The organism is Caloramator sp. ALD01, from assembly GCF_000472625.1.
In the GTDB taxonomy this organism is placed as follows: Bacteria; Bacillota; Clostridia; order Clostridiales; family Caloramatoraceae; genus Thermobrachium; species Thermobrachium proteoclasticum.
Window position 1 is genome coordinate 1 of sequence record NZ_AXAA01000014.1, and the last position, 22,292, is coordinate 22,292.

The following is a 22,292-nucleotide window of genomic DNA, read 5'->3' on the forward strand; positions in this document are numbered from 1 at the left end:
GAGCTAAAGGCGCATATCTTGGAGCGGGTGATGGGAATCGAACCCACACAACCAGCTTGGAAGGCTGGGACTCTACCATTGAGCTACACCCGCAAGTGGTCGGGGTGACAGGGATTGAACCTGCGACCTCATGGTCCCAAACCACGCGCGCTCCCATCTGCGCCACACCCCGACTGACATAATAAAGTATAATACATAAAAATAAATTCGTCAATACCCTTTTTTGATGTTATTTTTTTACTCTATCGTAAATCTTAAGGTATTAACCTCTACTTCTCCATCTTCACTAATATTAAGGACTGCTGCACCTGGCATACCATCCCTTGGTCTTGATGTGCTTCCTGGATTTACAAATAAAACATCTCCTTCTCTGTCTATCCTTTGTACGTGGGTATGTCCATATAAAACAATATCCACCTTTTCCTCAAGAGCCTTTAAATAAAGCTTTAATATATTATAATAAACATCATATCGGTGGCCGTGTACCAATAATATTTTCTTACCACACACTTCTATTATCTTTTCATATTTCACATCCTTACCATAATCGTTGTTACCACATATATATTCTATTGGTTTTTTATATTTCTCATTAACCTTAATAATATCATTAAAATGATCCCCAAGATGAACTATCATATCAAACTCCCCTATCTTACTTAAAGCTCTATCAAGGGAGTATAAATTTCCGTGAGAATCACTGACCACTGCAATCTTCAAAATATTTCCCCCCTATGACCTATTTGCAAAATAATCTTCTAAAAGCTCCTTTAAATTATCTAATGCCCTTGCTCTATGACTAATCTTATTTTTTTCTTCCTCTGAAAGTTCTGCAAAGGTTTTATTTATCTCAGGAACTATAAACAGCGGATCATATCCAAAGCCATTATTTCCTCTTTTATACCTTGAGATAACTCCCTCAACGGTACCAACTGATTTTATTACTTCTCCATCTTTTGTTATAAGAATCATTGTACAAACAAATCTTGCGCCTCTATCTTTATCGTCCACATCTTCTAACAACTTTAATAATTTTTCATTATTCTTGTCATAATTACATTCTTCACCCGCAAACCTTGCAGAATATACACCAGGAGCATTATCTAATGCATATACCTCAAGGCCTGAATCATCCGCAAGAACTGACTCCCCTGTTAAATCGTGTATTGTCTTTGCCTTCTTATATGCATTTTCCTCAAAGGTTTTTCCATCCTCTACAACTTCAACGTCAATTCCCGCATCCTTTAATGATACAACTTCTAATCCAAGTGGCTTTAGTATATCCTTAATTTCCTTAACCTTATGATCGTTGTTGCTCGCTACTATTAACCTCATCTGCAATCTCCCTTCTCTCTCCTACTCTAATACCATCTTCACCTAATACCTTCTTTTGTAACATAAATATTTCATTAAGTCCTGCCTCTGCAAGTTCTAATAACTTTGTAAGTTCCTTCTTTGAAAATGGTCTATCTTCTCCTGTCCCCTGAATTTCTATGTACTCGTTCTTATCTGTCATAACAACATTCATATCAACCTTTGCACTTGAATCTTCTAAGTAGCATAAATCTATCATAGGTATATCGTCAACTATACCAACGCTTATTGCTGCAACATAGTTTTTAATTGGATAAACTTCAAAATTTACTTCCTTATCAAGTTTATTTACAGCATCAACAAGGGCAATAAAGGCACCAGTTATTGAAGCTGTTCTTGTACCTCCATCTGCTTGTATAACATCGCAATCTATCCATATTGTTCTTTCTCCGATTGCCTTAAGGTCTACTACGGAACGCAAAGCCCTTCCTATAAGTCTTTGAATTTCAACAGTTCTTCCATCTAATTTGCCTTTGCTTGACTCCCTTGGTTTACGGGTTTGTGTTGACCTTGGAAGCATACCATATTCACAAGTAATCCAGCCTTCTCCTGTTCCCTTTAAAAATGGTGGAACCTTATCCTCAAAGGAGGCAGTACATATAACCTTTGTATCTCCAAACTCAACTAATACAGAACCCTCTGCGTATTTAGTATAGTTTCTTGTTATCTTTATTTCCCTCATTTGATTGTATTCTCTTCCGTCTACTCTCATATATTATCCTCCTTAACTGAAGCTTTATAAATCTCATCCGAATATGGCTGTGTAAGCTTTTCAATTATATTATTTGATTCTAATATTCTATCATATTCAATAATTTTCCCTACAACCTCTGCATTAATACCATTCTCTTTAAGTTTTGTACAAAGGCCTACCCCGTCTTTACAGGTTATTACCATACTACCACTTGAAATTAGCCTATACGGATCTATATTAAATATTTCACATATTTTTTTAGTCTCCTCAAGTATAGGAATATTCTCCTTTATAATATAAATTCCCTTATTTGACGCCTCCGCTATCTCCCAAATAGCACCTAATACTCCACCCTCTGTAACGTCGTGCATTGCTGTCACGCCATACTCTACTGCAACTTCTGCTACTTTAACTACACTTATATCCTTAAGTAATTTTTTAGCTCCTTCAATTATATCACCATCTAATTTATTTTTTAAATACTTTTCATATTCGTGGGCCAATATACTTGTTCCCTCAAGTCCTGCATATCCTGTTAAAACTACATCATCACCTACTTCTGCTCCACCTGTTTTTACAAACTTATCCTTTTTCCCCTTTCCAATTGCAGTAACAGAAATTATAATTCTATTTACAGCGTCTGTAACCTCTGTATGTCCCCCTAAAACATCCACACCGTGTCTTATGCAGGTTTCATTTATTTCTTCAACAATTCTTTTTATGTTATCTATTGATTCTGTAGGTGGTATAAGCATAGTTACTAAAACACCTAATGGTTTTGTTCCAGATGATGCAATATCATTTAAATTTATGTTAACTGCAAGCTCACCTATGTTTTTTGTGGCTGCAGTTATTGGGTCAGTAGTCAAAACACATACATCATCTCCAAAGCTTATTGCTGCACAGTCCTCACCTAAACTTGGTCCTACTAAAACCTCCCTATTTTTTATCTCAAATCTATTAAGTATATTCTCCTTTAAAACATCATTTGGCAACTTACCAATATCCATAATATCCCCTCCTTGTTATCTTCTATAATTATACATTTTGTATATGTATATTTACAAATATTTTTTAAAATATAGTCACTTAACCTGTCCACTATACATAATATATTTACTAAAGAATATAAACTGGTGGTGTATTAATGGAGGAGAATAATAATTTATTACAACAAATCAGCAATATATATATAGAACTAAAAAAATTCAGCGAAATAAATGTACTTAACACTATTATTTTGTCAGGTTGCGGTATTTTGATAAAGGAAGATGACAAAACAATCGAAAAAATATATAGGCACTCAGATGGAAAACTACACGAACTATTCGACAATGCTATACCCATTCAATGTATCTATAAAAAGGCAAAACCAATTTTTTTGACACCAACAGATGAATATGTCAATTTTGGAATATATATGTGGGATATCTCAAGTTTCAATAAGGTTATAAAGGTTGAAGCACAATGCTATGCTATTTTATCTATGCTTAAATTAGCAGAAAAATATAAAGAGTCCCGTCCTTATCTTTCTCAACTTCTTATTTATTACTCCTCACTTTTTTATGAATTTTTAGTTAGTTTTATGCGAAATGAAGCTGGTCTTTTTATAGATGTTAAAAACAAAACTAAAAGTAGCGACGAAAAAATAAGTATCAAACCTAATAAATCAAACTATAAACTTTCAGATCAAATACTTGTTTACCTCAGTCTACTATATTTAAATAAAATGTATAATGATGAAATATATAAAAAGTATGCAAAGGACTTAAATATAGAGAGATACCCTGCTGAATTAAATAGTATCCTAAATTTTATATCCGATTCTATAGAGGCTATACTGTCCCTTCCATCAAGACAGCTGTCACAATTTATAAATACATTATATGAATGTAGTAAATTAGATAAAGAAGCAGAAAACATAGAAATGTATAGGGAATTTATCGCTCTTTTAAGTGATGAAATTATAAACAGAATTAAGGCAAGCGGCGAAGTGGAAAAGGGCGAAAATAATTTTGAACCAGTATCCTTCTACACTAATTTGAGATGTGCAAATGCACTTTTTGAAGGTTATTTAGTCACAGGTATTGATAAATTCTTAGATGCTTCAAATAAAATAATTAAATATATTTCTTCCTATTATAATAACGACCTTTCTTTATATATACGCGAATACGATAATAAGATAAGCATTTCAATAAGAGACATTGCAGAGATGATTAAACTATTTAATTACCAATATATAATAAATAAAGACTTTGATTCTCTAAATAGATTAAATAAAACATATTATAACGTTATAAAACCTTCAGGTGTTATGCAAGATGATATGCTAATTACAGATGAGATTGAGGATATATTTGATAATATGAAGGTAAGCACAAAGCCTCCTGTTTTTCTAAAAAGCTTTAGAATAAACTCTAAAAATAATATACAAATAAAGGCCTCTAAATATGTTAATACTCAATACTCACTATATAGCTCATACATCTTTTTAAATTTAGAGAAACCTTCTGATTAAAAAATAATTATATGAATCATACTAAAGTTAAGGAGGGGATTATTTATGACAAATATTAACTGTTCAGCAAATTGTGTGCACGAAAAAAACGGCAAATGCACACTTAGTCATATCAGCGTTATTGTAAACGCAATAGGTCACGGTACCGATTGTGCCTACTACACACCAAGAAAAGAGACTCCTCCTGAAAAATAAAAAAGCCCACATTGCGTGGGCTTTTTTATTACTTTTGAACATATGCTCTATCAAAGTAAACAAATCCAAGTGGTGACTTATGAACATCCTTTACATAATCCTTAATACAAGCAACATTTACATAGTAGTATAGTGGGATAACTGGCATATCATTCATAAGAATGTCTTCTGCTTCGTGTAGTAATTGAATTCTCTTAACTGGATCAGATTCTCTCTTTGCAGCATCAACCTTCTTGTCATATTCTGGATTATTATATCCTGCATCGTTTTGTCCGCTCTTTGAAGTCCACATATCAAGGAATGTCATTGGGTCATTATAGTCACCTATCCAACCGTGTCTTGCAATTAGATATTCCTTCTTATTTCTTGTTGATTGGAATACCTTCCATTCTTGGTTAGCAAGCTCTACATCTATTCCTAAATTTTCCTTCCACATAGCTTGAATTGCTTGTGCTATATTTTGGTGTCCAGCACTTGTATTGTACATAACTGTTATCTTTGGGAATCCCTTTCCATCTGGGAAGCCAGCTTCAGCAAGTAGTCTCTTTGCTTCTTGTACATCACCTTCAGCCTTGTAGTAATCCTTATTCTTAAAGTCCTTTCCATCAGCCATTATTATACCACTTGGTACAAATGATGTAGCAGGTTGTTGACCAGCCTTTGTAACTGTTTCAATTAAAGCCTTTCTATCAATTGCAAGTGTTAATGCCTTTCTTACTCTAACATCCTTTAGAGCCTTTGCAGCAGCTGCATCAATTTGATCTGCCTTATCAGTTAAATTAATTACATAGAAGTATGTTCCAAGATATGGATATACCTTAGCTACTCCTTGGCTTAGTAGCGTTGGAATTTGTTGTGTTGGTGGTGATTCAATGAAATCTAATTCTCCTTGTTGGAAGGATGTTAATGCAGTATTTTGGTCATCAATCATTTTTATTTCTATTCTGTCTAACTTAACGTTTGCTGCATCAAAATAGTTTGGATTCTTTTCAAGAATTATAGCCTCTTTTATCTTCCATTCCTTTAACTTGAATGGACCGTTTCCTATGTATGTTTCTGGATTAGTTGCCCATTTTTCCTTATCCTTTTCAACTATATCCTGTCTTACAGGCATATAAGTTGGGAATGCAGTAAGTGATAGGAAGTATGGTGTAGGATACTCAAGAGTTACTTCAAGTGTATAGTCATCAAGTGCCTTAACTCCAACATCTTCTGCCTTTCCTTTACCAGTATTGTAAGCTTCAGCATTCTTTAGGTAGTATAATTGGTAAGCATATTCTGCTGCTGTCTCTGGAGCAAGTGCTCTCTTCCAAGCATATTCAAAATCCTTAGCAGTAACTGGCTTTCCATCTGACCACTTAACATCTTTTCTTAAATAGAACTTATAAGTCATTCCATCTGCTGAAACATCCCACTTTTCTGCAACACCTGGAACTGGTTGATCTTTTGCATCAAGTCTTGTTAAACCAACAAATGTGTTAACAATTACAGTTGCACCATCTACTGCACTGTTTAATGCTGGGTCAAGTGTCTTAGGTTCTGAACCTAAGTTGTACTTAATTACTTGTTCTGCCTTCTTTTCGCCTTCTTTGCCTGACTTAGCACAGCCTGCAAACAGTGATACTGATAGCACAGCTGTTAATGCTAAAGTCAAAAACTTAGCTGCTTTCTTCCTTAACATCTCAATTCCTCCCCTTTAATATAGTTTAATATAATTTTATTATGTTTCGGCAGCGTTTATGCTGCCGAAATTATCAATATAAATGACAAGCAACAAAATGTCCTCCACCCATATCCTTAAACACTGGTTCCTGTTCGCTGCATATTGGTTTTGCATATCTACATCTATTCTTAAACCTACATCCAGGTGGTGGGTCTATTGGTGATGGGATTTCTCCCTCAAGAACTATTCTCTTCTTCTTTGCTGACTCATCTGGGTCTGGTATTGGTATTGCTGAAAGCAATGCCTGTGTATATGGATGAAGCGGTTTTGTGTATAGTTCATTGCTGTCTGCAAGTTCAACTAACTTACCAAGATACATAACCCCAACTCTATTTGATATATGCTTAACCATTGATAAATCGTGTGCTATAAATAGGTATGTTAATCCTAAATCTGCCTGTAAATCCTCAAGCATATTTACAACCTGTGCTTGAATTGAAACGTCAAGTGCTGATATAGGCTCGTCACATATTATAAATTCTGGTTGAACTGCAAGTGCCCTTGCTATACCTATTCTCTGTCTTTGACCACCTGAGAATTCGTGTGGGTATCTACTTGCGTGTTCGCTGTTTAATCCTACTCTATTTAACAAATATTGTATTCTCTCTTCCCTTTCCTTTGCTCCCATAAGCTTATGAATATCTATTGCCTCACCTATAATATCACCAACTGTCATTCTTGGGTCAAGAGAAGCATAGGGATCTTGGAATATCATCTGCATCTTTTTTCTATATTCTAACATTTGTTTGTCACTAAACTTTGCAATATCAACACCATCATAGATTATTTGACCATCTGTTGGTTCATATAGCTTTATTATAGTTCTACCACAGGTAGTCTTTCCACATCCTGATTCACCAACAAGGCCTAATGTTTCTCCCTTATTTATAGAAAAGGAAACATTATCAACTGCCTTTAGGTAATGTGCTGTTCTATTAAACAAACCCTTTTTTATAGGAAAATATTTCTTTAAATTTTTAATCTCTAAAAGAGGCTTATTCATCATAGGTCCCCCCTTCTTATAGGTGCTTCAACCTTTGGTGCATCCTTGTGATTCAACCAGCACGCTGCTTTATGCCCTTCTCCTATTTCAAATAAAGGAGGCCTTTGTGTCATACAAATTCTCATTGCATATTGACATCTTGGTGCAAATGGACAACCTGCAGGTGGTTTTAGAAGATCTGGTGGTTGACCATCTATTGGCTTAAGTCTTTCTTTAACAAGGTTCTTTGGGTTTGGTACGCTGTTTAAAAGTCCCCAAGTATATGGATGCTTTGGATTATAGAAAATATCCCTTGTTGAACCTGTTTCTGCAATAAGTCCACCATACATTACATTTATTCTACTACATAGGTCTGCAACAACTCCAAGGTCGTGGGTTATTAATATAATAGATGTATTTATTTTTTGCTTTAAGTCCTTCATTAATTCTAAAATTTGTGCTTGTATTGTAACATCAAGAGCTGTTGTTGGCTCGTCTGCAATAAGAAGCTTTGGTTCACAGGCAAGCGCCATTGCTATCATAACTCTCTGTCTCATACCACCTGAAAATTCGTGTGGATATTGACTCATTCTGCTCTTTGGGCTTGGTATTCCAACAAGCTCCAACATATGAACAGCTCTATTAAAGGCTTCTTCCTTTGACATCTTTTTATGTTTTATAAGTGGTTCCATTAATTGGTCCCCAACTGTTAAAACTGGATTTAAAGATGTCATTGGATCTTGAAATATCATTCCTATTTCATTTCCTCTAACCTTTTGCATTTCATTTTCAGGAAGTTTTGCTAAATCCCTTCCTTCAAATAGAATTTCTCCTTCAACTATCTTACCATTATCAGCTAAAAGCCTCATAACAGACATCATAGTAATACTCTTACCACTACCTGATTCACCAACTATTCCTATAGCTTCACCTTTATCTAAATGAAAACTAACTCCTCTTACAGCTTGAACTTCTCCTACGTGTGTAAAAAATGATGTTCTTAAATTTTTTATTTCAAGCAATCTTTCCATTATGTTACCCCCTAACTACTTACGCATCTTTGGATCCAGAGCGTCTCTTAGACCATCTCCAAGGAAATTAAAGGCAAGTATTGTAAGTGAAATTGCAAGTGCTGGGAACAATAATTGGTATGGATAAACTTGCAATCCTTCCAATGCTTCTGATGCTAATGTTCCCCAGGATGCCTTTGGAACTGAAACTCCAAGCCCTATAAAACTTAAGAAGGATTCTGTAAATATAGCTGATGGAACTGATAGCGTAAGTGTTACTATTATTGGTCCCATACTGTTTGGTATTAAGTGTCTAAGTAGTATTCTTGCGTTGCTTGCACCAAGGGTTCTTGCTGCAAGTACAAATTCCTGTTGCTTTAATGAAAGAATCTGTGCTCTAACAATTCTTGCCATTGAAAGCCAATATGCTATTGCAAGAGCTACAAGTATACTTCCAAGTCCTGGTTTAAATATAAGCATAAGTAGAATTACATATATCATCATTGGAATTGAGTAAAGTATATCTACTATTCTCATCATTATAAGGTCAACTTTTCCTCCAAAGTAACCTGATATACCACCATATAGAACTCCAATAACAAGGTTTAGCACGCTTGCTGCATAGCCAACTGTTAATGATATTCTTGCACCATAAAGTACTCTTACAAATATATCTCTACCAAACATATCTGTTCCAAACCAAAACTTTGAATTTGGAGGTTGGTTTGAGTATTTGTAGTTTTGTGTTGCATAATCTATACCTCTAAACATCTTAACAAGTGGTGGTCCTACTATTGCTAAAAGTGTTATGAATAAAACAAAATATAAACCAAACATTGCAAGCTTATTTTGTTTTAATCTTCTCCAAGCATCCTGCCAATATGTTTCACTTGGTCTTACAATTGTATTTAAATCCTTTTCACTCTCAGGAACTCTTTCAAACATATCCTTAGTTATATCCATATTTATATCCATCTATATCACCCCTTATGCCTCTAATTTAATTCTTGGGTCTATCACAGCATATAGCAAGTCTACTATTAGATTACATACTACAAGAAGGGTGCTGTAGAAAATTGTTGTACCCATAATAAGCATAAAATCTCTGTTACCAATACTTGTTACAAATTCTCTACCAAGTCCTGGTATAGCAAAAATCTTTTCTATAACGAAGCTACCTGTTAAAACACCCGCTACAAGTGGTCCAAGATAAGTTACTACAGGTATAAGTGCATTTCTTAGGGCGTGTTTATATATAACAACGTTTCTTGATAACCCCTTTGCCTTTGCAGTTCTTATATAGTCTTGTCTTATAACATCAAGCAAGCTTGAACGAGTAAGTCTTGCTATAAAGGATAATGAATAACCACTAAGTGCAAGTGCAGGTAATATCATATATTTAGGTCCTGCAAAGCCTGATGATGGTAATAATCTTAATTTAACTGAAAATACATACATAAGTAATGTTGCTATAACGAAGCTTGGAACTGTAACTCCCAGTGTCGCAATAACCATAACTAATCTATCCTGCCATTTACCTTGGTTTAGTGCCGCAACAACTCCTAAGTAAATTCCTAAAATCAATGAAAATATTATTGAAACTGCTCCTAACTTTGCAGAAGCTGGGAATGAATATGCTATCATTTCATTAACCGTTCTACCTTCATACTTTAAAGTAGGGCCTAAATCTCCTCTACTTAAATTCTTTAGATACATTACATATTGTTCATATAGAGGCTTATTTAATCCATACTTTGCCTCAAGATTTGCTTTTATTTTTGGTGGCAATGGTTTTTCATTGTCGAATGGTCCACCTGGCAATGCGTGCATTAAAAAGAATGTTGCAGTAAGTACTACAAATAGTGTGATAACGCTTGCAACCAGTCTCTTGATGATGTAGTTAATCATTCTTCTCTCCTCCTTAAAATAATGTTCCCCCTCATAGGTTAAACAGATTTTAAATAAATATTAAACTAAAACCTAAAAAAAATCAATAAAATTTTTTGTGTATTGCGACACTTGAATTTAAAATTAATTTAATTTTCTTTTAGTAATATTATTATACTATATTTTTTCATTATATCCTTCTGTATTTTTATGGTTTTATTTACAAATGTTAAAATTATAATATTTTATAGATGATATTATTGCACATAAATTATTTTTATGCAACTAAATTTTAGTTTTTTACATATTTTTAATGCATATTTATTCTTTTTAATAAATTAAATAATTTAATAATTTCATATTAATTAATGTTAATTTTTTTTAATATTTTAATTTTTTTCTTCAATTTTTATGTTTTTTGCTTTTATTTTTCTGAATTTTATATAAAAATAAAAGATAGGGTTTTTACCCTATCTTTTTTGCAATTCTTCTTCCACTAACTTATTAACAAGCTGTGGATTTGCTTTTCCCTTTGATGCCTTCATAACTTGACCAACTACAAAACCCATAGCCTTTGTCTTTCCATTCTTAAAGTCTTCAACTGATTGTGGATTTTCATCTAAAACCTTATTTACTATATCCCTTATGGCATTTTCATCAGAGATTTGAACCATTCCCTTTTCCTTAACTATCTTTTCAGGATCATCTCCTGTTTCAAACATATCCTTAAATACCTTCTTTGCTATTGTGCCTGTTATTGTTCCATTGTTTATAAGTTCAATTAGCTTTGATAGATGTTTAGGTTGAACTTTAATATCCTCTATACTCATCTCTCTATCGTTTAAAGTTCTTAAAACTTCGCCCATAATCCAGTTACTTGCATCCTTTGGTGAAGCTCCCTCTTTAACTGTATCTTCGAAGAAGGCTGCAAGTGCCTTAGATGAAGTAAGTATTGAGGCATCATACTCTGGAAGGCCATATTCGCTTATATACCTTGCCCTCTTTTTATCTGGTAATTCTGGAAGTGTATTTTTAACATTGTTTATCCATTCATCATCAACAACTAAATAAACCATATCTGGTTCTGGGAAATACCTATAATCGTGGGCCTCTTCTTTACTTCTCATAACTATAGTTTCGCCCTTTGCCTCATCCCATCTTCTTGTTTCCTGTACTATTTTTTCTCCTCTATTTATAGCTTCTATTTGTCTTTTAATTTCATATTCAATTGCCTTTTCTACTGCTTTAAAGGAGTTCATATTTTTTATTTCTGTCTTTACACCAAATTCACTTGAACCCTTTGGTCTTACTGAAACATTGGCATCACATCTAAGTGAACCTTCCTCCATCTTGCAGTCTGAAACTTCTGTATATTGAAGTATAGCCTTTAAATTTTCTAAGTACATCTTTGCCTCTTGAGCAGTTCTCATATCAGGCTTTGAAACAATCTCAATAAGAGGTACCCCTGAACGGTTAAAGTCAACATAGGTTCCATCTTCTCTATGTAGAGCCTTTCCTGCATCCTCTTCAATATGTATCCTTTGAATTCCTATTTTCTTTGTTCCCTCTTCTGTTGTAATTTCAATATATCCATTCTTACAAAGAGGAGTTTCGTCTTGAGTTATTTGATAGTTCTTTGGGCAGTCAGGATAAAAATAATTTTTTCTTGCCATATATGTTTCTTTATTTATTTCACAGTTTAGAGCAAGCCCTGCCTTCATAGCATAGGTTACAACTTCTTTATTTAGAACAGGTAAGGCACCTGGAAGTCCCATACATACAGGACAACAGTGGGTATTTTGTTCTCCACCAAACTCTGTTGTACAACCGCAATATATCTTTGTTTTTGTTGAAAGTTCAGCGTGAACTTCAAGTCCAATAATTGCTTCAAACTCCATTTTTACACCTCCTATTAGATGCTTGGTCTAACCTTTGAAAACTCTGTTTCTCTTTCAAAGGCGTGGCCTACCTTAATTAATGTTCCCTCATCAAAGTAATTTCCAACAAGCTGCATACCAACAGGAAGACCTCCAACAAAACCTGCTGGTATTGAAATTGCTGGAACTCCTGCAATATTTATCGGAACTGTATAGATGTCTGATAGATACATTTCAAGTGGGTTATTAGATTTTTCTCCAATCTTAAAGGCAACAGTTGGTGATGTAGGAGTAAGTATTACATCAACATCCTCAAAGGCCCTCTTATATTCGTTTATAATTAAAGTTCTAACCTTAAGTGCCTTTTTATAGTAAGCATCATAATATCCTGCAGAAAGTGCATATGTACCAAGCATAATTCTTCTCTTTACTTCATCTCCAAAACCTTGGCTTCTTGATTTTACATAAAGATCAACAACATCTTCAAAATCCTCTGCTCTATATCCATATCTTATACCATCAAATCTTGCAAGATTTGAACTTGCCTCTGAACTTGCAAGAATATAGTAAACTGCAAGGGCATACTTTGACATTGGAAGGCTTATTTCTTTAATCTCTGCTCCAAGCCTTCTTAAAACTTCGATTGCATTTTCTATTTCTCTTCTTACATCTTCATTTAATCCTTCTGCAAAACATTCCTTTGGTATGCCTATCCTTAATCCCTTTATATCTTGATTTAAATATTTTGTATAATCCTCAACTTCCCTCTTTGCACTTGTTGAATCCATCTCATCATATCCTGCAATCGCCTTTAAAACGTGAGCACAGTCCTCAACATCCTTTGTAAATGGTCCTATTTGGTCAAGGGATGAAGCAAAGGCAACAAGACCATATCTTGATATTCTTCCATAGGTTGGTTTTAAACCTACAACACCGCATAAGGAAGCAGGCTGTCTTATTGAACCACCTGTATCTGAACCTAAAGTATAGTAAGCCTCACCTGCTGCAACAGCTGCTGCGGAACCACCTGATGAACCACCAGGAACTCTTTCTAAATCATATGGATTTCTTACCTTCTTGAAGGCTGAGTTTTCTGAAGAAGAACCCATAGCAAATTCATCCATATTAAGCTTTCCTAAAATAACAGCATCATTTTGTTTTAAAAGCTTTGTAACGTGTGCATCATAGGGTGATACAAAATCCTGTAGCATCTTTGAAGCACAGGTAGTCTTTAGACCTTCTACACATATATTGTCCTTTATAGCCATTGGAATACCTGCAAGGAAGGAAACTTCTTCTCCCCTTCTTATCTTTTCATCTACTTCCCTTGCCTTATTTAATGCACCCTCTTCATCTATTTGAAGATATGCACCTATCTTATCATCTACGCTACTTATTCTATCTAATGTATTTTTAGTAAGCTCTACACAACTTACCTCACCTTTATTTATAAGTTCTCTTATTTCGTGAAGTGTTTTAGTATGCACCTATATCCCTCCTATTCAATAACCTTTGGTACTTTAACAAATCCATCTTGAGAATCTGGTGCGTTCTTAAGTAGAGAATCTCTATTGAAGGAATCCTTAACTACATCCTCCCTTAATGCATTTTCTACTCTGTAGGCACCTATGCTTATTTCTACATTTTCTGTATCAACCTCGTTTAGCATCTCAACATAGTTTAAAATACCATTTAAATCCTCTGTAAACCTTTGCTTTTGTTCTTCTGTAAACTCAAGTCTTGCAAGTTTTGCAACGTACTCTACATCGCGTACAGTAACTGACATATAAACACCTTCCCTTCTTAATAAACTCCTAAAATAGAAAACAAAAGTAGTATAAAAGCTAATAAAAAGCTAATATAAAAATTATTTTTAGTATAGCATACATCCTGATTGTATCTGCAATTTATTCCCCATAATATAAGCGATAGTGATAAAGAAATTTCAAGAGGAATAAAAGTTGAAAATTCACTTATATACACTATACCAAAGGAAACGATTATGGTAAATATTGAGATTATACTTGTAAATAAAAAACTGACCCACATTAAATAATTTAACAACTTCATACCAGTTCCCCTTCATTTATCATTTTTTCAAAATCATCCTCTGAAATAATCTTTACACCTAACTCCTGTGCCTTTTTTAGCTTACTTCCTGCATCTTCTCCACATAATAGATAATTTGTCTTTTTAGATACGCTTGATGATACCTTACCCCCAAACTTTTCAATAAGCTCGCTTGCCTCATTTCTTGTATATTTTGAAAGTGTACCTGTTAAAACAAATGTAAGTCCGTTAAATAGGTCAGATTTTTCCCCTTCATCCTTTGAATTAAAGTTAACATTTGCACTCCTTAACTTTTCTATAAGGGCTCTATTATGTTCTTCCCTAAAGAAGGCCTCTATACTTTTTGCCATCTTATCTCCAACTTCTTCAACTGATATTAAGTCTTCATAGGTTGCATTCATTAATGCATCTATACTCTTAAATTGTTTTGCAAGATTCTTTGCAGTTTTACTTCCAACATACCTTATACCTAATGCAAATATTAACTTATCTATATCGTTTTGTTTCGAATTTTCTATCGCCTTAAGAAGATTTTCTGTAGATTTTTTACCCATTCTTTCAAGTTTAACTACATCTTCAAATTTTAAATAATAAAGGTCTGCTGCATCCTTTATAAGCCCATTGTCTATTAGGAGTGCAACTATTTGAGGGCCAAGCCCCTCTATATTCATTGCATCCCTTGATGCAAAGTGAATGATGCTTCTTTTTATCTGGGCAGGACAGGACATATTTGTACACCTAAGTGCAACTTCACCCTCTTCCCTTACTACATCTCCACCACATTCTGGGCATTTTGTAGGCATTTTAAAATCTACTTCATCTCCGTCTCTGTCCTCAAATACAACCTCTACAACCTCAGGTATTATATCTCCTGCCTTTTGAATTATTACGCTATCCCCAATCTTAATGTCCTTTTGTCTTATATAGTCTTCATTATGTAGTGTAGCCCTTGAAACAGTTGAACCTGCTATTCTAACTGGCTCTAAAATTGCAGTAGGTGTTATAGCACCTGTCCTACCTACTTGAACAATTATATCAACAAGTTTTGTCTTCTTTTTCTCTGCAGGGTATTTATATGCAACTGCCCATCTTGGTGCCTTTGCTGTCTGGCCTAACCTTTCTCTATGCTTTAGACTATTTACTTTAACCACTATTCCATCTATATCAAAGGGTAGCTCTCCTCTTGTATCTCCAAGCTGCTTTATTACCTCTATAACCTCTTCAACGTTTTTACAAATAATTCTCTTTGGACTTACTTTAAAGCCAAGCTCCCTTAAAAACTCAAGAGCCTCTGAATGTTTTTCAAATTCCCTTCCCTCAATTCTCTGTATGTTAAATATAAATATATCAAGTTTTCTCTCTGCTGTAACCTTTGAATCAAGCTGTCTTATTGAACCTGCTGCTGCATTTCTTGGATTTGCAAATAAAGGTTCCTCCATTTCTTCCCTTTGTGCATTAAGCTTTAAGAAGGCATCCCTTGGCATATAGATTTCTCCTCTAACTTCAAGTGGCTCTAAATAATCAATCTTTAAAGGAACACTCTTTATTGTTCTAACATTTGCTGTAACATCCTCTCCTACAACACCATCACCTCGAGTTGCTGCAGTTTTCAACTGTCCATTTTCGTAGCTTAAACATACAGAAAGTCCATCTATCTTAAGCTCAACAACATATTCCACTTCAGGAACTTCGCTTCTTACTCTTCTATCCCAATCCTTTAACTCCTCAAAACTAAACACATCCTGAAGGCTAAGCATCGGTACATTGTGTCTTACTTCTTTAAACTCCTTTAAAGGAGCTCCGCCAACCCTTTGGGTTGGGGAGTTCACATCAAAGTATTCTGGATGCTGCTTCTCTAATTTTTCAAGTTCCTTCATCAACTTATCATATTCAGCATCGGAAATTTCAGGATCATCTAAAACATAGTATCTATGGTTGTGATACTCAATTAATCTTCTTAACTCCTCTATTCTTGACTTTACATCCTCCATAAAATCACCTCATCATATTTTTTCAAGGGGTGCAGTAGATGCAAGTAAATTTTTAACTCCTGCTTTATCAAATTCAACAGTAATCATTTTATCCGCTGCAATCTCCTTAACTGCTACAACCTTTCCAACTCCAAATATCTTATGTTTAACAAGCATTCCAACATCGTAGTTTGCAGATTTATTTAAATTGGGCTTTTGAATAACAGGTGTTGTATTTATCTTATTAACTGTTGATATTGTCTTACTTGGTGCCCTATAGTCATCATAATTATAAACCCTATTAAAGCTCATTCGCTTTGGAGATATATCATCTATTAAATGTTCTGGTATCTCCTCAATAAAACTTGATACATTATTAAACATAGTTCTTCCATACATCATCCTCTGCTGTGCACAGGTTAAATAGAGCTTCTTTTTCGCTCTTGTTATACCAACATAACAGAGCCTTCTTTCCTCTTCAAGTTCATCCTCATCGTCCTTTGCTGAAAAGTGTGGGAATATTCCCTCCTCCATTGCAGCAATAAAAACAATATTAAACTCAAGTCCCTTTGCTGTATGAAGTGTCATTAATGTAACTGCATCTATATTTTCAATTTGGTCTTGATCTGATACAAGTGCAATTCTTTCTAAAAATGCAGCTAAACTCTTATCCTCATTTTGTTCTTCAAACTCTACAGCTGCTGATTTAAATTCGTTTAAGTTTTCTATTCTATCTTGGCTCTCCTTTGTATTATCCTCAAGTAGTTCCTTTATATAACCTGTTGTATCGAGTATCTCTGAAATAAGGCTTGATACAGTCATTCTATCTTTACTTACAATAAAGTAGTTCATCTGGCTTATAAACTTCTCAATAGCATTTGCTGCACGTTTTGTAATTCCATCTATTCTGTCTATCTCAAGAAGGGCAGAATACAGGCTAATATCCCTGCTGTTTGCATACTCCTTTACCTTGTCAATTGTTGCCTGTCCTATCCCCCTTCTTGGAACATTTATAATTCTCTCAAGGCTTATATTATCAAGAGGGTTATTTATAACTCTAAGATATGCTAAAATGTCCCTTATTTCTTTTCTATCATAGAACTTTAGTCCTCCAACAACCCTATAGGGAACAGATGATGTAACAAAGGCTTCTTCTAAAATACGGGACATCGCATTTGTCCTATACAGCACTGCAAAGTCTGACAGACTATATCCTTCTTGAACAAGCCTCTTTATCTCCTTTACAATAAATAGTGCCTCATCTTCTCCATTTTCTGCTTTATAAAATCTCACATTTTCTCCAAGCTCATTTTGTGTCCAGAGCCTCTTATGTTTTCTATTTTCATTATTCTGTATCACATAATTTGCAGCATCCAGTATCTTCTTTGTGCATCTGTAGTTCTGTTCAAGTTTAATAACTTTTACATCTGGAAAATCCTTTTCAAATTCTAAAATATTTCTTATATCAGCATGTCTCCAACTGTAAATGCACTGATCATCATCGCCAACGACACAAAGATTTCTATGTTCCTTTGCAAGTATATTAACAAACTCATATTGAGCCCTATTTGTATCTTGATATTCATCTACCAAAATATATCTAAATTTCCTTCTATAATAATTCAATACATCTTCATTTTCCTTAAATAGTTTTACAGTAAGCATTATTATATCGTCAAAATCCAATGCATTGCTTTTTTTAAGTTTTCTTTGATACATTTTATATATATTTGCAAGGTTTCTTGTTTTAAAGTCCATACCATATCTGCTATAATAGGTTTCTGCATCAATAAGATCATCCTTTAGAGAACCTATCTTTGATAAAACATCCTTAGGAGGCATTGCCTTTTCATCTATATTAAGCTCATTTAAACATTCCTTTATTATCTTTTCTTGATCCTGCGTATCATATATTACAAAATCCTTGTTGTAGCCAATCTTTTCAATATCCTGCCTTAATATTCTTACACAGGCTGAGTGGAAGGTACTTATCCATATATTTCTTGCTTCATCTCCAACAATCTGAATTATTCTTTCCTTCATCTCCTGTGCTGCTTTGTTTGTAAAGGTTATTGCCAAGATATTGCCAGGATACACTCCATTTTCAATTAAATTTGCTATTCTATACGTTAAAACCCTTGTTTTACCACTACCTGCACCTGCAAGTATTAAAAGAGGCCCCTCTAAAGTTTCAACTGCCTCTCTCTGTTCTTTATTTAAAACACTCAAATCCAACATACCTATATATTCCTCCTAATACGACTTCAATATTATAGATTATACCATTATTTTTAAATTGCTGCTACTTAACAATCAAAAAGGGCAGCAATTGCTACCCTTTATTTTTGCTTCATCTTTTCAAAAACAATTTTATATCCATCTTGTCCATAATTTAAACTTCTATTTACCCTACTTATAGTTGCTGTACTTGCACCTGTTGTCTCTGCTATATCTATATAGGTCTTTCTTTCAAGAAGCATTTTTGCAACCTGAAGCCTTTGGGACATTGCCTGAAGCTCATTTATTGTACAAAGGTCTTCAAAAAATCTATAACATTCCTCAAGTGTCTCAAGATTTAATATTGCATTAAATAGATAATCCATCTCTTCACTTTTAAGCTTTGATGTATATTCCCTCACACTTATCACCTCGTAAAAATTATTCAAATACATTATACCATAAAAAAGAGGGAAAAACTCCCTCTACTTTTTAACTGCACTATATAAAAGTTCAACTTCTTCTTCAGTCAATTCCCTACTCTCACCAAGTTTTAGGTTCTCATCTAATTTTAGTGGACCCATCTCAATTCTCTTTAGATATATAACCTTTTTACCGACTGCCTCAAACATTCTTTTTACTTGATGATATTTTCCCTCATATATAACAAGCTCTATTTCTGATATCTCGTCTGATTTTAATATAGTAAGCTCTGCAGGCATAGTCTTATAACCATCATCTAAAACTACACCCTTTTTAAATTTATTAACATCATCCTCTGTAACCACACCCTGCACCTTTGCAAAATATTTCTTAGGAACGTGCCTTTTAGGTGATAGTAGTAGATGATTTAATTCTCCATCATTTGTTAATATCAAAAGTCCCTCTGTATCCTTATCTAACCTTCCAACAGGACTTGGCATAAATATTCTATACTCATCGGGTAATATATCAACAACCGTTTCATCATAATCATCCTCAGTTGCACTTATTACCCCTTGAGGCTTGTTTAACATAACGTAAATATATTTCTTATACTGAAGAATTTCTCCATCTACTTCGATTATATCCTTTTCTGGTTCAACATGCATTGAAAAATCCTTAACTTTATTTCCATTAACCAAAACAACACCAGATCTTACTAAAGATTTAACCTCTTTTCTTGTACCATATCCCATATTTGCAAGAACTTTATCTAATCTTTCTTTAGACATCTTAAACCTCCACGCCTTTTCTTTGAAGTATTAATGATATAAAGAGGTTTGCTACAACAACCTTTGGCATAAAAACAGAGAGCAGCCTTCTAAATCTTTTTATATCTTCACCTTGTTGCATACCTGGATAGAAGGAAAGTAAAAACTTTGCCTCCATAAAAACCTTCTTCATTTCCCTATCAAACTCTATTTCGTTTCTGCTTAATATTAATTTTTTAAGCCCTGTAACGTATTCATTAAAATCACTGCTTGTTTTAATTTCATTGTAGGTATTATAAATTACATCAATTAATTCATCTAATTCATATACTCTTCTTCTATTGATTCCAAGCTGTTCTGCTGTTATTTCCGCCATAGCTAATATTACACTATCTGCAGTTAAATTGGAAGGGGTATATTGCTGAATTACCCTTAAAATTTTATCTATTATAATTTTATTATTTTTATTAGCTCTTCCCCATTCTAATCCTAAAAATCTATATAGGTTTTTAAAATCTTCAGTATCTAGTTTTCCAATATAACTACTTCCTATACCTTCATTATTATTTTTTATATAATATTTATATCCTACAACCCTTTTAAAGGCCTTAAGTGTATCTAAATATCCAATCTCTATATTAGTCTTTGATTTTTCACTATCAAAATTAAGCGTTCTTCCTAAATCCTCTGAATTTTTTATTTTTATTATGTTACAATCCTTATATTTTGTCCTCTGAGTTATTCCTATTCCCGAGACATCAACTACAATTATATCCTTTATACCTCTTTTTCTCATCATTGAAACAGGAATATTATTATATACCCCTCCATCAATAAACTTTTTATTATCTATTTCGTGGGGCTTGAAGGCTGGAAAACAAGCACTTGCAAGTAGATAATCCTTAAGTTTTCCATAAGGTATTTCATCCTTAAATACTTCAACTGGCTTTAATTCAGATAAAGAAAAGGTAACAAGTCCAAAATCAATATCTGAATTTCTTATCTTATCCTCATCAACAACCTCATCTATTAGCATTTTTAAAGGCGTAACATCCAATCCACCTGATTTTATTGCCGCCTTTATATTTCTTATTTTATTTGATATTTTGTTTTCGGCATCTTGGGATGTTGCTATCTCTCCCTCAAGCTTTATTACCGTGTCCATAGTTATACTTGTCCATATTTCAACTGCCTTCTCAAATTCATCCTGCACAATAAGTGCCCCATTTAAAGCCCCAACCGATGTCCCACAAACAGCACATATAGGAATATTAAGCTCCCTTAGAGCCTTCCATACTCCTATTTCATATCCCCCTTTTGCACCTCCACCACCTAAAACCAAACCATAAGCCATATAACCACTCCTTATAGTTTCTTGTACTGCTCATAATTTTTAAGAACTTTGTTTACATAGTTTCTTGTTTCGGTCGGCATCTTGCTAATCTCTTCTACAGTGTCAACACCTAACCTCTTCATTCTGCCTATTCCACCATTGTATGCAGCAAGAGCTAAAGCCTTATTTCCAGAAAAACTGTTTAAAAGATTTCTTAGATATCTTGTTCCCCCATCAAGGTTTTCTAAAGCATCATAAGGGTTTACCCCTAAAGACTTAGCAGTGCTTGGCATAAGCTGCATAAGTCCTATTGCTCCTGCCTTTGATACTGCATTTTGATTAAACCCTGATTCTTGTTTTATAACGGCTCTAATTAATTCTTCTTCGACCCCATATTTTCTTGAAACTTCCTTTATCGCCTCATCTAAATCCTTTGGGCTATCATTAATTATTTTTTTTATATCACTAAAAACTTCAGTTGAATTTTTACTATTATTTTGATATGCTTGTCCACCTAATGTATTTTGAGATTCCAGCATTTTATCTAAAATAGCTCCAAACATCATTCCTGTTTGTTCATTACTTGAAGCATACGCTGTTTGTAATAAATATACAGCTAAAAGTTGTGCTATTTGTTCTGTTCTCAATACTATCACTCCTTTAAGAATATTATAGCATATTATTTTAAGTTAATATAAAAAATATTTTTACATTTTTATTCATATTTTTCCTTTTTTCTTGGTTGCATAGTTTATCGGTTTATTTCTAATAATAATATAAAAAATAAATTTCGAGGTGATAGTATGAAAATTGAATCAAATGGTAAATACCCAATTATTGAACATACAAACAATGCACTTCTTTGGCCAGAAACAATCAAAGGTGGAATTGATTTAGTGGATACTTATGAAATATCCTCTGTCCCAAAGGATCCAGATACTCCAATGGAAAATATTGATGTGCTTAAAAATAAAGGTATATTGCCATAAAAAATACCCACTTGGAATACAAGTGGGTCAAGTGGGTTCAGGCTGTTGAAAAAGTTATATTTTGATTAGCCCTATGAAGGATTTCTTGGGCATTCGTTCATTTCGCTAAGCAATTCTAAGCTTTTCTTTGTTTGAAAAGTCCTACCCTCGCGATGCCATCGTCCTGATGGCCGCTCGGCTCGGCACGTCCTGTGCCGAATTACGGACTTTTTCAAAGTCGAAAAGCTAAGAATTGCTAAAGCTCACTAAAAAGCCCA

Annotated in this window: 21 protein-coding genes and 2 tRNA genes; 2 read left to right on the forward strand and 21 right to left on the reverse strand. The window is 33.9% G+C overall.

The features are described 5' to 3' along the window. Positions 1–19 precede the first annotated feature (19 nt). From A3M9_RS0107005 to A3M9_RS0107030, 6 genes are all read right to left on the reverse strand, one after another. Positions 20–93, reverse strand: a tRNA-Gly gene (locus tag A3M9_RS0107005). A 3-nt stretch (positions 94–96) separates the two neighbouring features. Further along, positions 97–172: transfer RNA gene (locus A3M9_RS0107010), tRNA-Pro, on the reverse strand. A 65-nt stretch (positions 173–237) separates the two neighbouring features. Further along, positions 238–720 (reverse strand): metallophosphoesterase, encoded by a 483-nt coding sequence (locus tag A3M9_RS0107015; RefSeq protein WP_027308594.1) that lies wholly within the window; start codon positions 718–720, stop codon positions 238–240. 12 nt (positions 721–732) lie between these two features. Further along, positions 733–1,335, reverse strand: coding sequence for an XTP/dITP diphosphatase (locus A3M9_RS0107020; protein ID WP_035166078.1), 603 nt, complete (start codon positions 1,333–1,335; stop codon positions 733–735). Next, the gene (gene rph / locus A3M9_RS0107025) at positions 1,301–2,086 is read right to left on the reverse strand and encodes a ribonuclease PH (protein ID WP_027308596.1); all 786 of its coding nucleotides are present in this window, start codon (positions 2,084–2,086) and stop codon (positions 1,301–1,303) included. The genes A3M9_RS0107020 and rph overlap by 35 nt, the downstream gene beginning before the upstream one ends. Further along, a complete protein-coding gene (locus tag A3M9_RS0107030) occupies positions 2,083–3,078 on the reverse strand; it encodes an AIR synthase family protein (protein ID WP_027308597.1) in 996 nt (331 codons plus the stop codon). The genes rph and A3M9_RS0107030 overlap by 4 nt, the downstream gene beginning before the upstream one ends. Positions 3,079–3,215: 137 nt before the next feature. On the opposite strand from A3M9_RS0107030, the gene A3M9_RS0107035 reads away from it, so the two are divergent. Continuing rightward, positions 3,216–4,589 (forward strand): hypothetical protein, encoded by a 1,374-nt coding sequence (locus A3M9_RS0107035; RefSeq protein ID WP_027308598.1) that lies wholly within the window; start codon positions 3,216–3,218, stop codon positions 4,587–4,589. Between the two features lie 223 nt (positions 4,590–4,812). On the opposite strand, the gene A3M9_RS0107045 is transcribed toward A3M9_RS0107035, so the two are convergent. From A3M9_RS0107045 to A3M9_RS14975, 15 genes are all read right to left on the reverse strand, one after another. Further along, positions 4,813–6,465: a peptide ABC transporter substrate-binding protein gene (locus tag A3M9_RS0107045; protein WP_027308600.1), complete on the reverse strand. Its 1,653-nt coding sequence runs from the start codon at positions 6,463–6,465 to the stop codon at positions 4,813–4,815. Between the two features lie 73 nt (positions 6,466–6,538). Further along, positions 6,539–7,510, reverse strand: a complete 972-nt coding sequence (locus tag A3M9_RS0107050; RefSeq protein WP_198011946.1) for a dipeptide ABC transporter ATP-binding protein — start codon at positions 7,508–7,510, stop codon at positions 6,539–6,541. Further along, on the reverse strand, positions 7,510–8,520 hold the full coding sequence (locus tag A3M9_RS0107055) for an ABC transporter ATP-binding protein (protein ID WP_027308602.1): 1,011 nt from the start codon (positions 8,518–8,520) through the stop codon (positions 7,510–7,512). The genes A3M9_RS0107050 and A3M9_RS0107055 overlap by 1 nt, the downstream gene beginning before the upstream one ends. A gap of 15 nt (positions 8,521–8,535) precedes the next feature. Beyond that, the gene (locus tag A3M9_RS0107060) at positions 8,536–9,474 is read right to left on the reverse strand and encodes an ABC transporter permease (RefSeq protein WP_198011947.1); all 939 of its coding nucleotides are present in this window, start codon (positions 9,472–9,474) and stop codon (positions 8,536–8,538) included. A 12-nt stretch (positions 9,475–9,486) separates the two neighbouring features. After that, the gene (locus A3M9_RS0107065) at positions 9,487–10,407 is read right to left on the reverse strand and encodes an ABC transporter permease (protein ID WP_027308604.1); all 921 of its coding nucleotides are present in this window, start codon (positions 10,405–10,407) and stop codon (positions 9,487–9,489) included. Positions 10,408–10,856: 449 nt separating this feature from the next. After that, positions 10,857–12,284 carry an Asp-tRNA(Asn)/Glu-tRNA(Gln) amidotransferase subunit GatB gene (gatB, locus tag A3M9_RS0107070; RefSeq protein ID WP_027308605.1) on the reverse strand — a complete coding sequence of 476 codons (1,428 nt, stop codon included), beginning with the start codon at positions 12,282–12,284 and terminating at the stop codon, positions 10,857–10,859. A gap of 14 nt (positions 12,285–12,298) precedes the next feature. Continuing rightward, complete coding sequence (gene gatA / locus A3M9_RS0107075) at positions 12,299–13,750, reverse strand: Asp-tRNA(Asn)/Glu-tRNA(Gln) amidotransferase subunit GatA (protein WP_027308606.1); 1,452 nt, start codon at positions 13,748–13,750, stop codon at positions 12,299–12,301. A gap of 11 nt (positions 13,751–13,761) precedes the next feature. Then, a complete protein-coding gene (gene gatC, locus A3M9_RS0107080) occupies positions 13,762–14,049 on the reverse strand; it encodes an Asp-tRNA(Asn)/Glu-tRNA(Gln) amidotransferase subunit GatC (protein WP_027308607.1) in 288 nt (95 codons plus the stop codon). A gap of 17 nt (positions 14,050–14,066) precedes the next feature. Further along, positions 14,067–14,333, reverse strand: coding sequence for a hypothetical protein (locus A3M9_RS0107085; protein WP_027308608.1), 267 nt, complete (start codon positions 14,331–14,333; stop codon positions 14,067–14,069). Continuing rightward, positions 14,330–16,324, reverse strand: a complete 1,995-nt coding sequence (gene ligA / locus A3M9_RS0107090; protein ID WP_027308609.1) for an NAD-dependent DNA ligase LigA — start codon at positions 16,322–16,324, stop codon at positions 14,330–14,332. Before ligA ends, A3M9_RS0107085 begins: the two co-directional genes overlap by 4 nt. Positions 16,325–16,336: 12 nt before the next feature. Then, positions 16,337–18,541 carry a DNA helicase PcrA gene (gene pcrA / locus A3M9_RS0107095; protein WP_035166080.1) on the reverse strand — a complete coding sequence of 735 codons (2,205 nt, stop codon included), beginning with the start codon at positions 18,539–18,541 and terminating at the stop codon, positions 16,337–16,339. Positions 18,542–18,642: 101 nt separating this feature from the next. Beyond that, on the reverse strand, positions 18,643–18,942 hold the full coding sequence (locus A3M9_RS0107100) for a YerC/YecD family TrpR-related protein (protein ID WP_027308611.1): 300 nt from the start codon (positions 18,940–18,942) through the stop codon (positions 18,643–18,645). 63 nt (positions 18,943–19,005) lie between these two features. Then, positions 19,006–19,734, reverse strand: a complete 729-nt coding sequence (locus A3M9_RS0107105; RefSeq protein ID WP_027308612.1) for a pseudouridine synthase — start codon at positions 19,732–19,734, stop codon at positions 19,006–19,008. 1 nt (position 19,735) lies between these two features. Continuing rightward, positions 19,736–21,067 (reverse strand): patatin-like phospholipase family protein, encoded by a 1,332-nt coding sequence (locus A3M9_RS14195; protein ID WP_051350644.1) that lies wholly within the window; start codon positions 21,065–21,067, stop codon positions 19,736–19,738. Positions 21,068–21,078: 11 nt separating this feature from the next. Then, complete coding sequence (locus A3M9_RS14975) at positions 21,079–21,693, reverse strand: lytic transglycosylase domain-containing protein (protein WP_051350645.1); 615 nt, start codon at positions 21,691–21,693, stop codon at positions 21,079–21,081. 156 nt (positions 21,694–21,849) lie between these two features. On the opposite strand from A3M9_RS14975, the gene A3M9_RS0107120 reads away from it, so the two are divergent. Continuing rightward, a complete protein-coding gene (locus tag A3M9_RS0107120; protein ID WP_027308614.1) occupies positions 21,850–22,035 on the forward strand; it encodes a hypothetical protein in 186 nt (61 codons plus the stop codon). The last annotated feature ends 257 nt before the right edge of the window (positions 22,036–22,292 follow it).

Bases quoted from the DNA above. Each gene is read 5' to 3' on its own strand.
- pcrA (WP_035166080.1), bottom strand. From the start codon at position 18,541: ATGTTGGATTTGAGTGTTTTAAATAAAGAACAGAGAGAGGCAGTTGAA.
- ligA (WP_027308609.1), bottom strand. From the start codon at position 16,324: ATGGAGGATGTAAAGTCAAGAATAGAGGAGTTAAGAAGATTAATTGAG.
- rph (WP_027308596.1), bottom strand. From the start codon at position 2,086: ATGAGAGTAGACGGAAGAGAATACAATCAAATGAGGGAAATAAAGATA.
- A3M9_RS0107120 (WP_027308614.1), top strand. From the start codon at position 21,850: ATGAAAATTGAATCAAATGGTAAATACCCAATTATTGAACATACAAAC.
- gatB (WP_027308605.1), bottom strand. From the start codon at position 12,284: ATGGAGTTTGAAGCAATTATTGGACTTGAAGTTCACGCTGAACTTTCA.
- A3M9_RS0107020 (WP_035166078.1), bottom strand. From the start codon at position 1,335: ATGAGGTTAATAGTAGCGAGCAACAACGATCATAAGGTTAAGGAAATT.
- A3M9_RS0107035 (WP_027308598.1), top strand. From the start codon at position 3,216: ATGGAGGAGAATAATAATTTATTACAACAAATCAGCAATATATATATA.
- A3M9_RS0107105 (WP_027308612.1), bottom strand. From the start codon at position 19,734: ATGTCTAAAGAAAGATTAGATAAAGTTCTTGCAAATATGGGATATGGT.
- A3M9_RS14195 (WP_051350644.1), bottom strand. From the start codon at position 21,067: ATGGCTTATGGTTTGGTTTTAGGTGGTGGAGGTGCAAAAGGGGGATAT.
- A3M9_RS0107045 (WP_027308600.1), bottom strand. From the start codon at position 6,465: ATGTTAAGGAAGAAAGCAGCTAAGTTTTTGACTTTAGCATTAACAGCT.
- gatC (WP_027308607.1), bottom strand. From the start codon at position 14,049: ATGTCAGTTACTGTACGCGATGTAGAGTACGTTGCAAAACTTGCAAGA.
- A3M9_RS0107085 (WP_027308608.1), bottom strand. From the start codon at position 14,333: ATGAAGTTGTTAAATTATTTAATGTGGGTCAGTTTTTTATTTACAAGT.
- A3M9_RS0107050 (WP_198011946.1), bottom strand. From the start codon at position 7,510: ATGAATAAGCCTCTTTTAGAGATTAAAAATTTAAAGAAATATTTTCCT.
- A3M9_RS0107065 (WP_027308604.1), bottom strand. From the start codon at position 10,407: ATGATTAACTACATCATCAAGAGACTGGTTGCAAGCGTTATCACACTA.
- A3M9_RS0107030 (WP_027308597.1), bottom strand. From the start codon at position 3,078: ATGGATATTGGTAAGTTGCCAAATGATGTTTTAAAGGAGAATATACTT.
- A3M9_RS0107060 (WP_198011947.1), bottom strand. From the start codon at position 9,474: ATGGATATAAATATGGATATAACTAAGGATATGTTTGAAAGAGTTCCT.
- A3M9_RS0107055 (WP_027308602.1), bottom strand. From the start codon at position 8,520: ATGGAAAGATTGCTTGAAATAAAAAATTTAAGAACATCATTTTTTACA.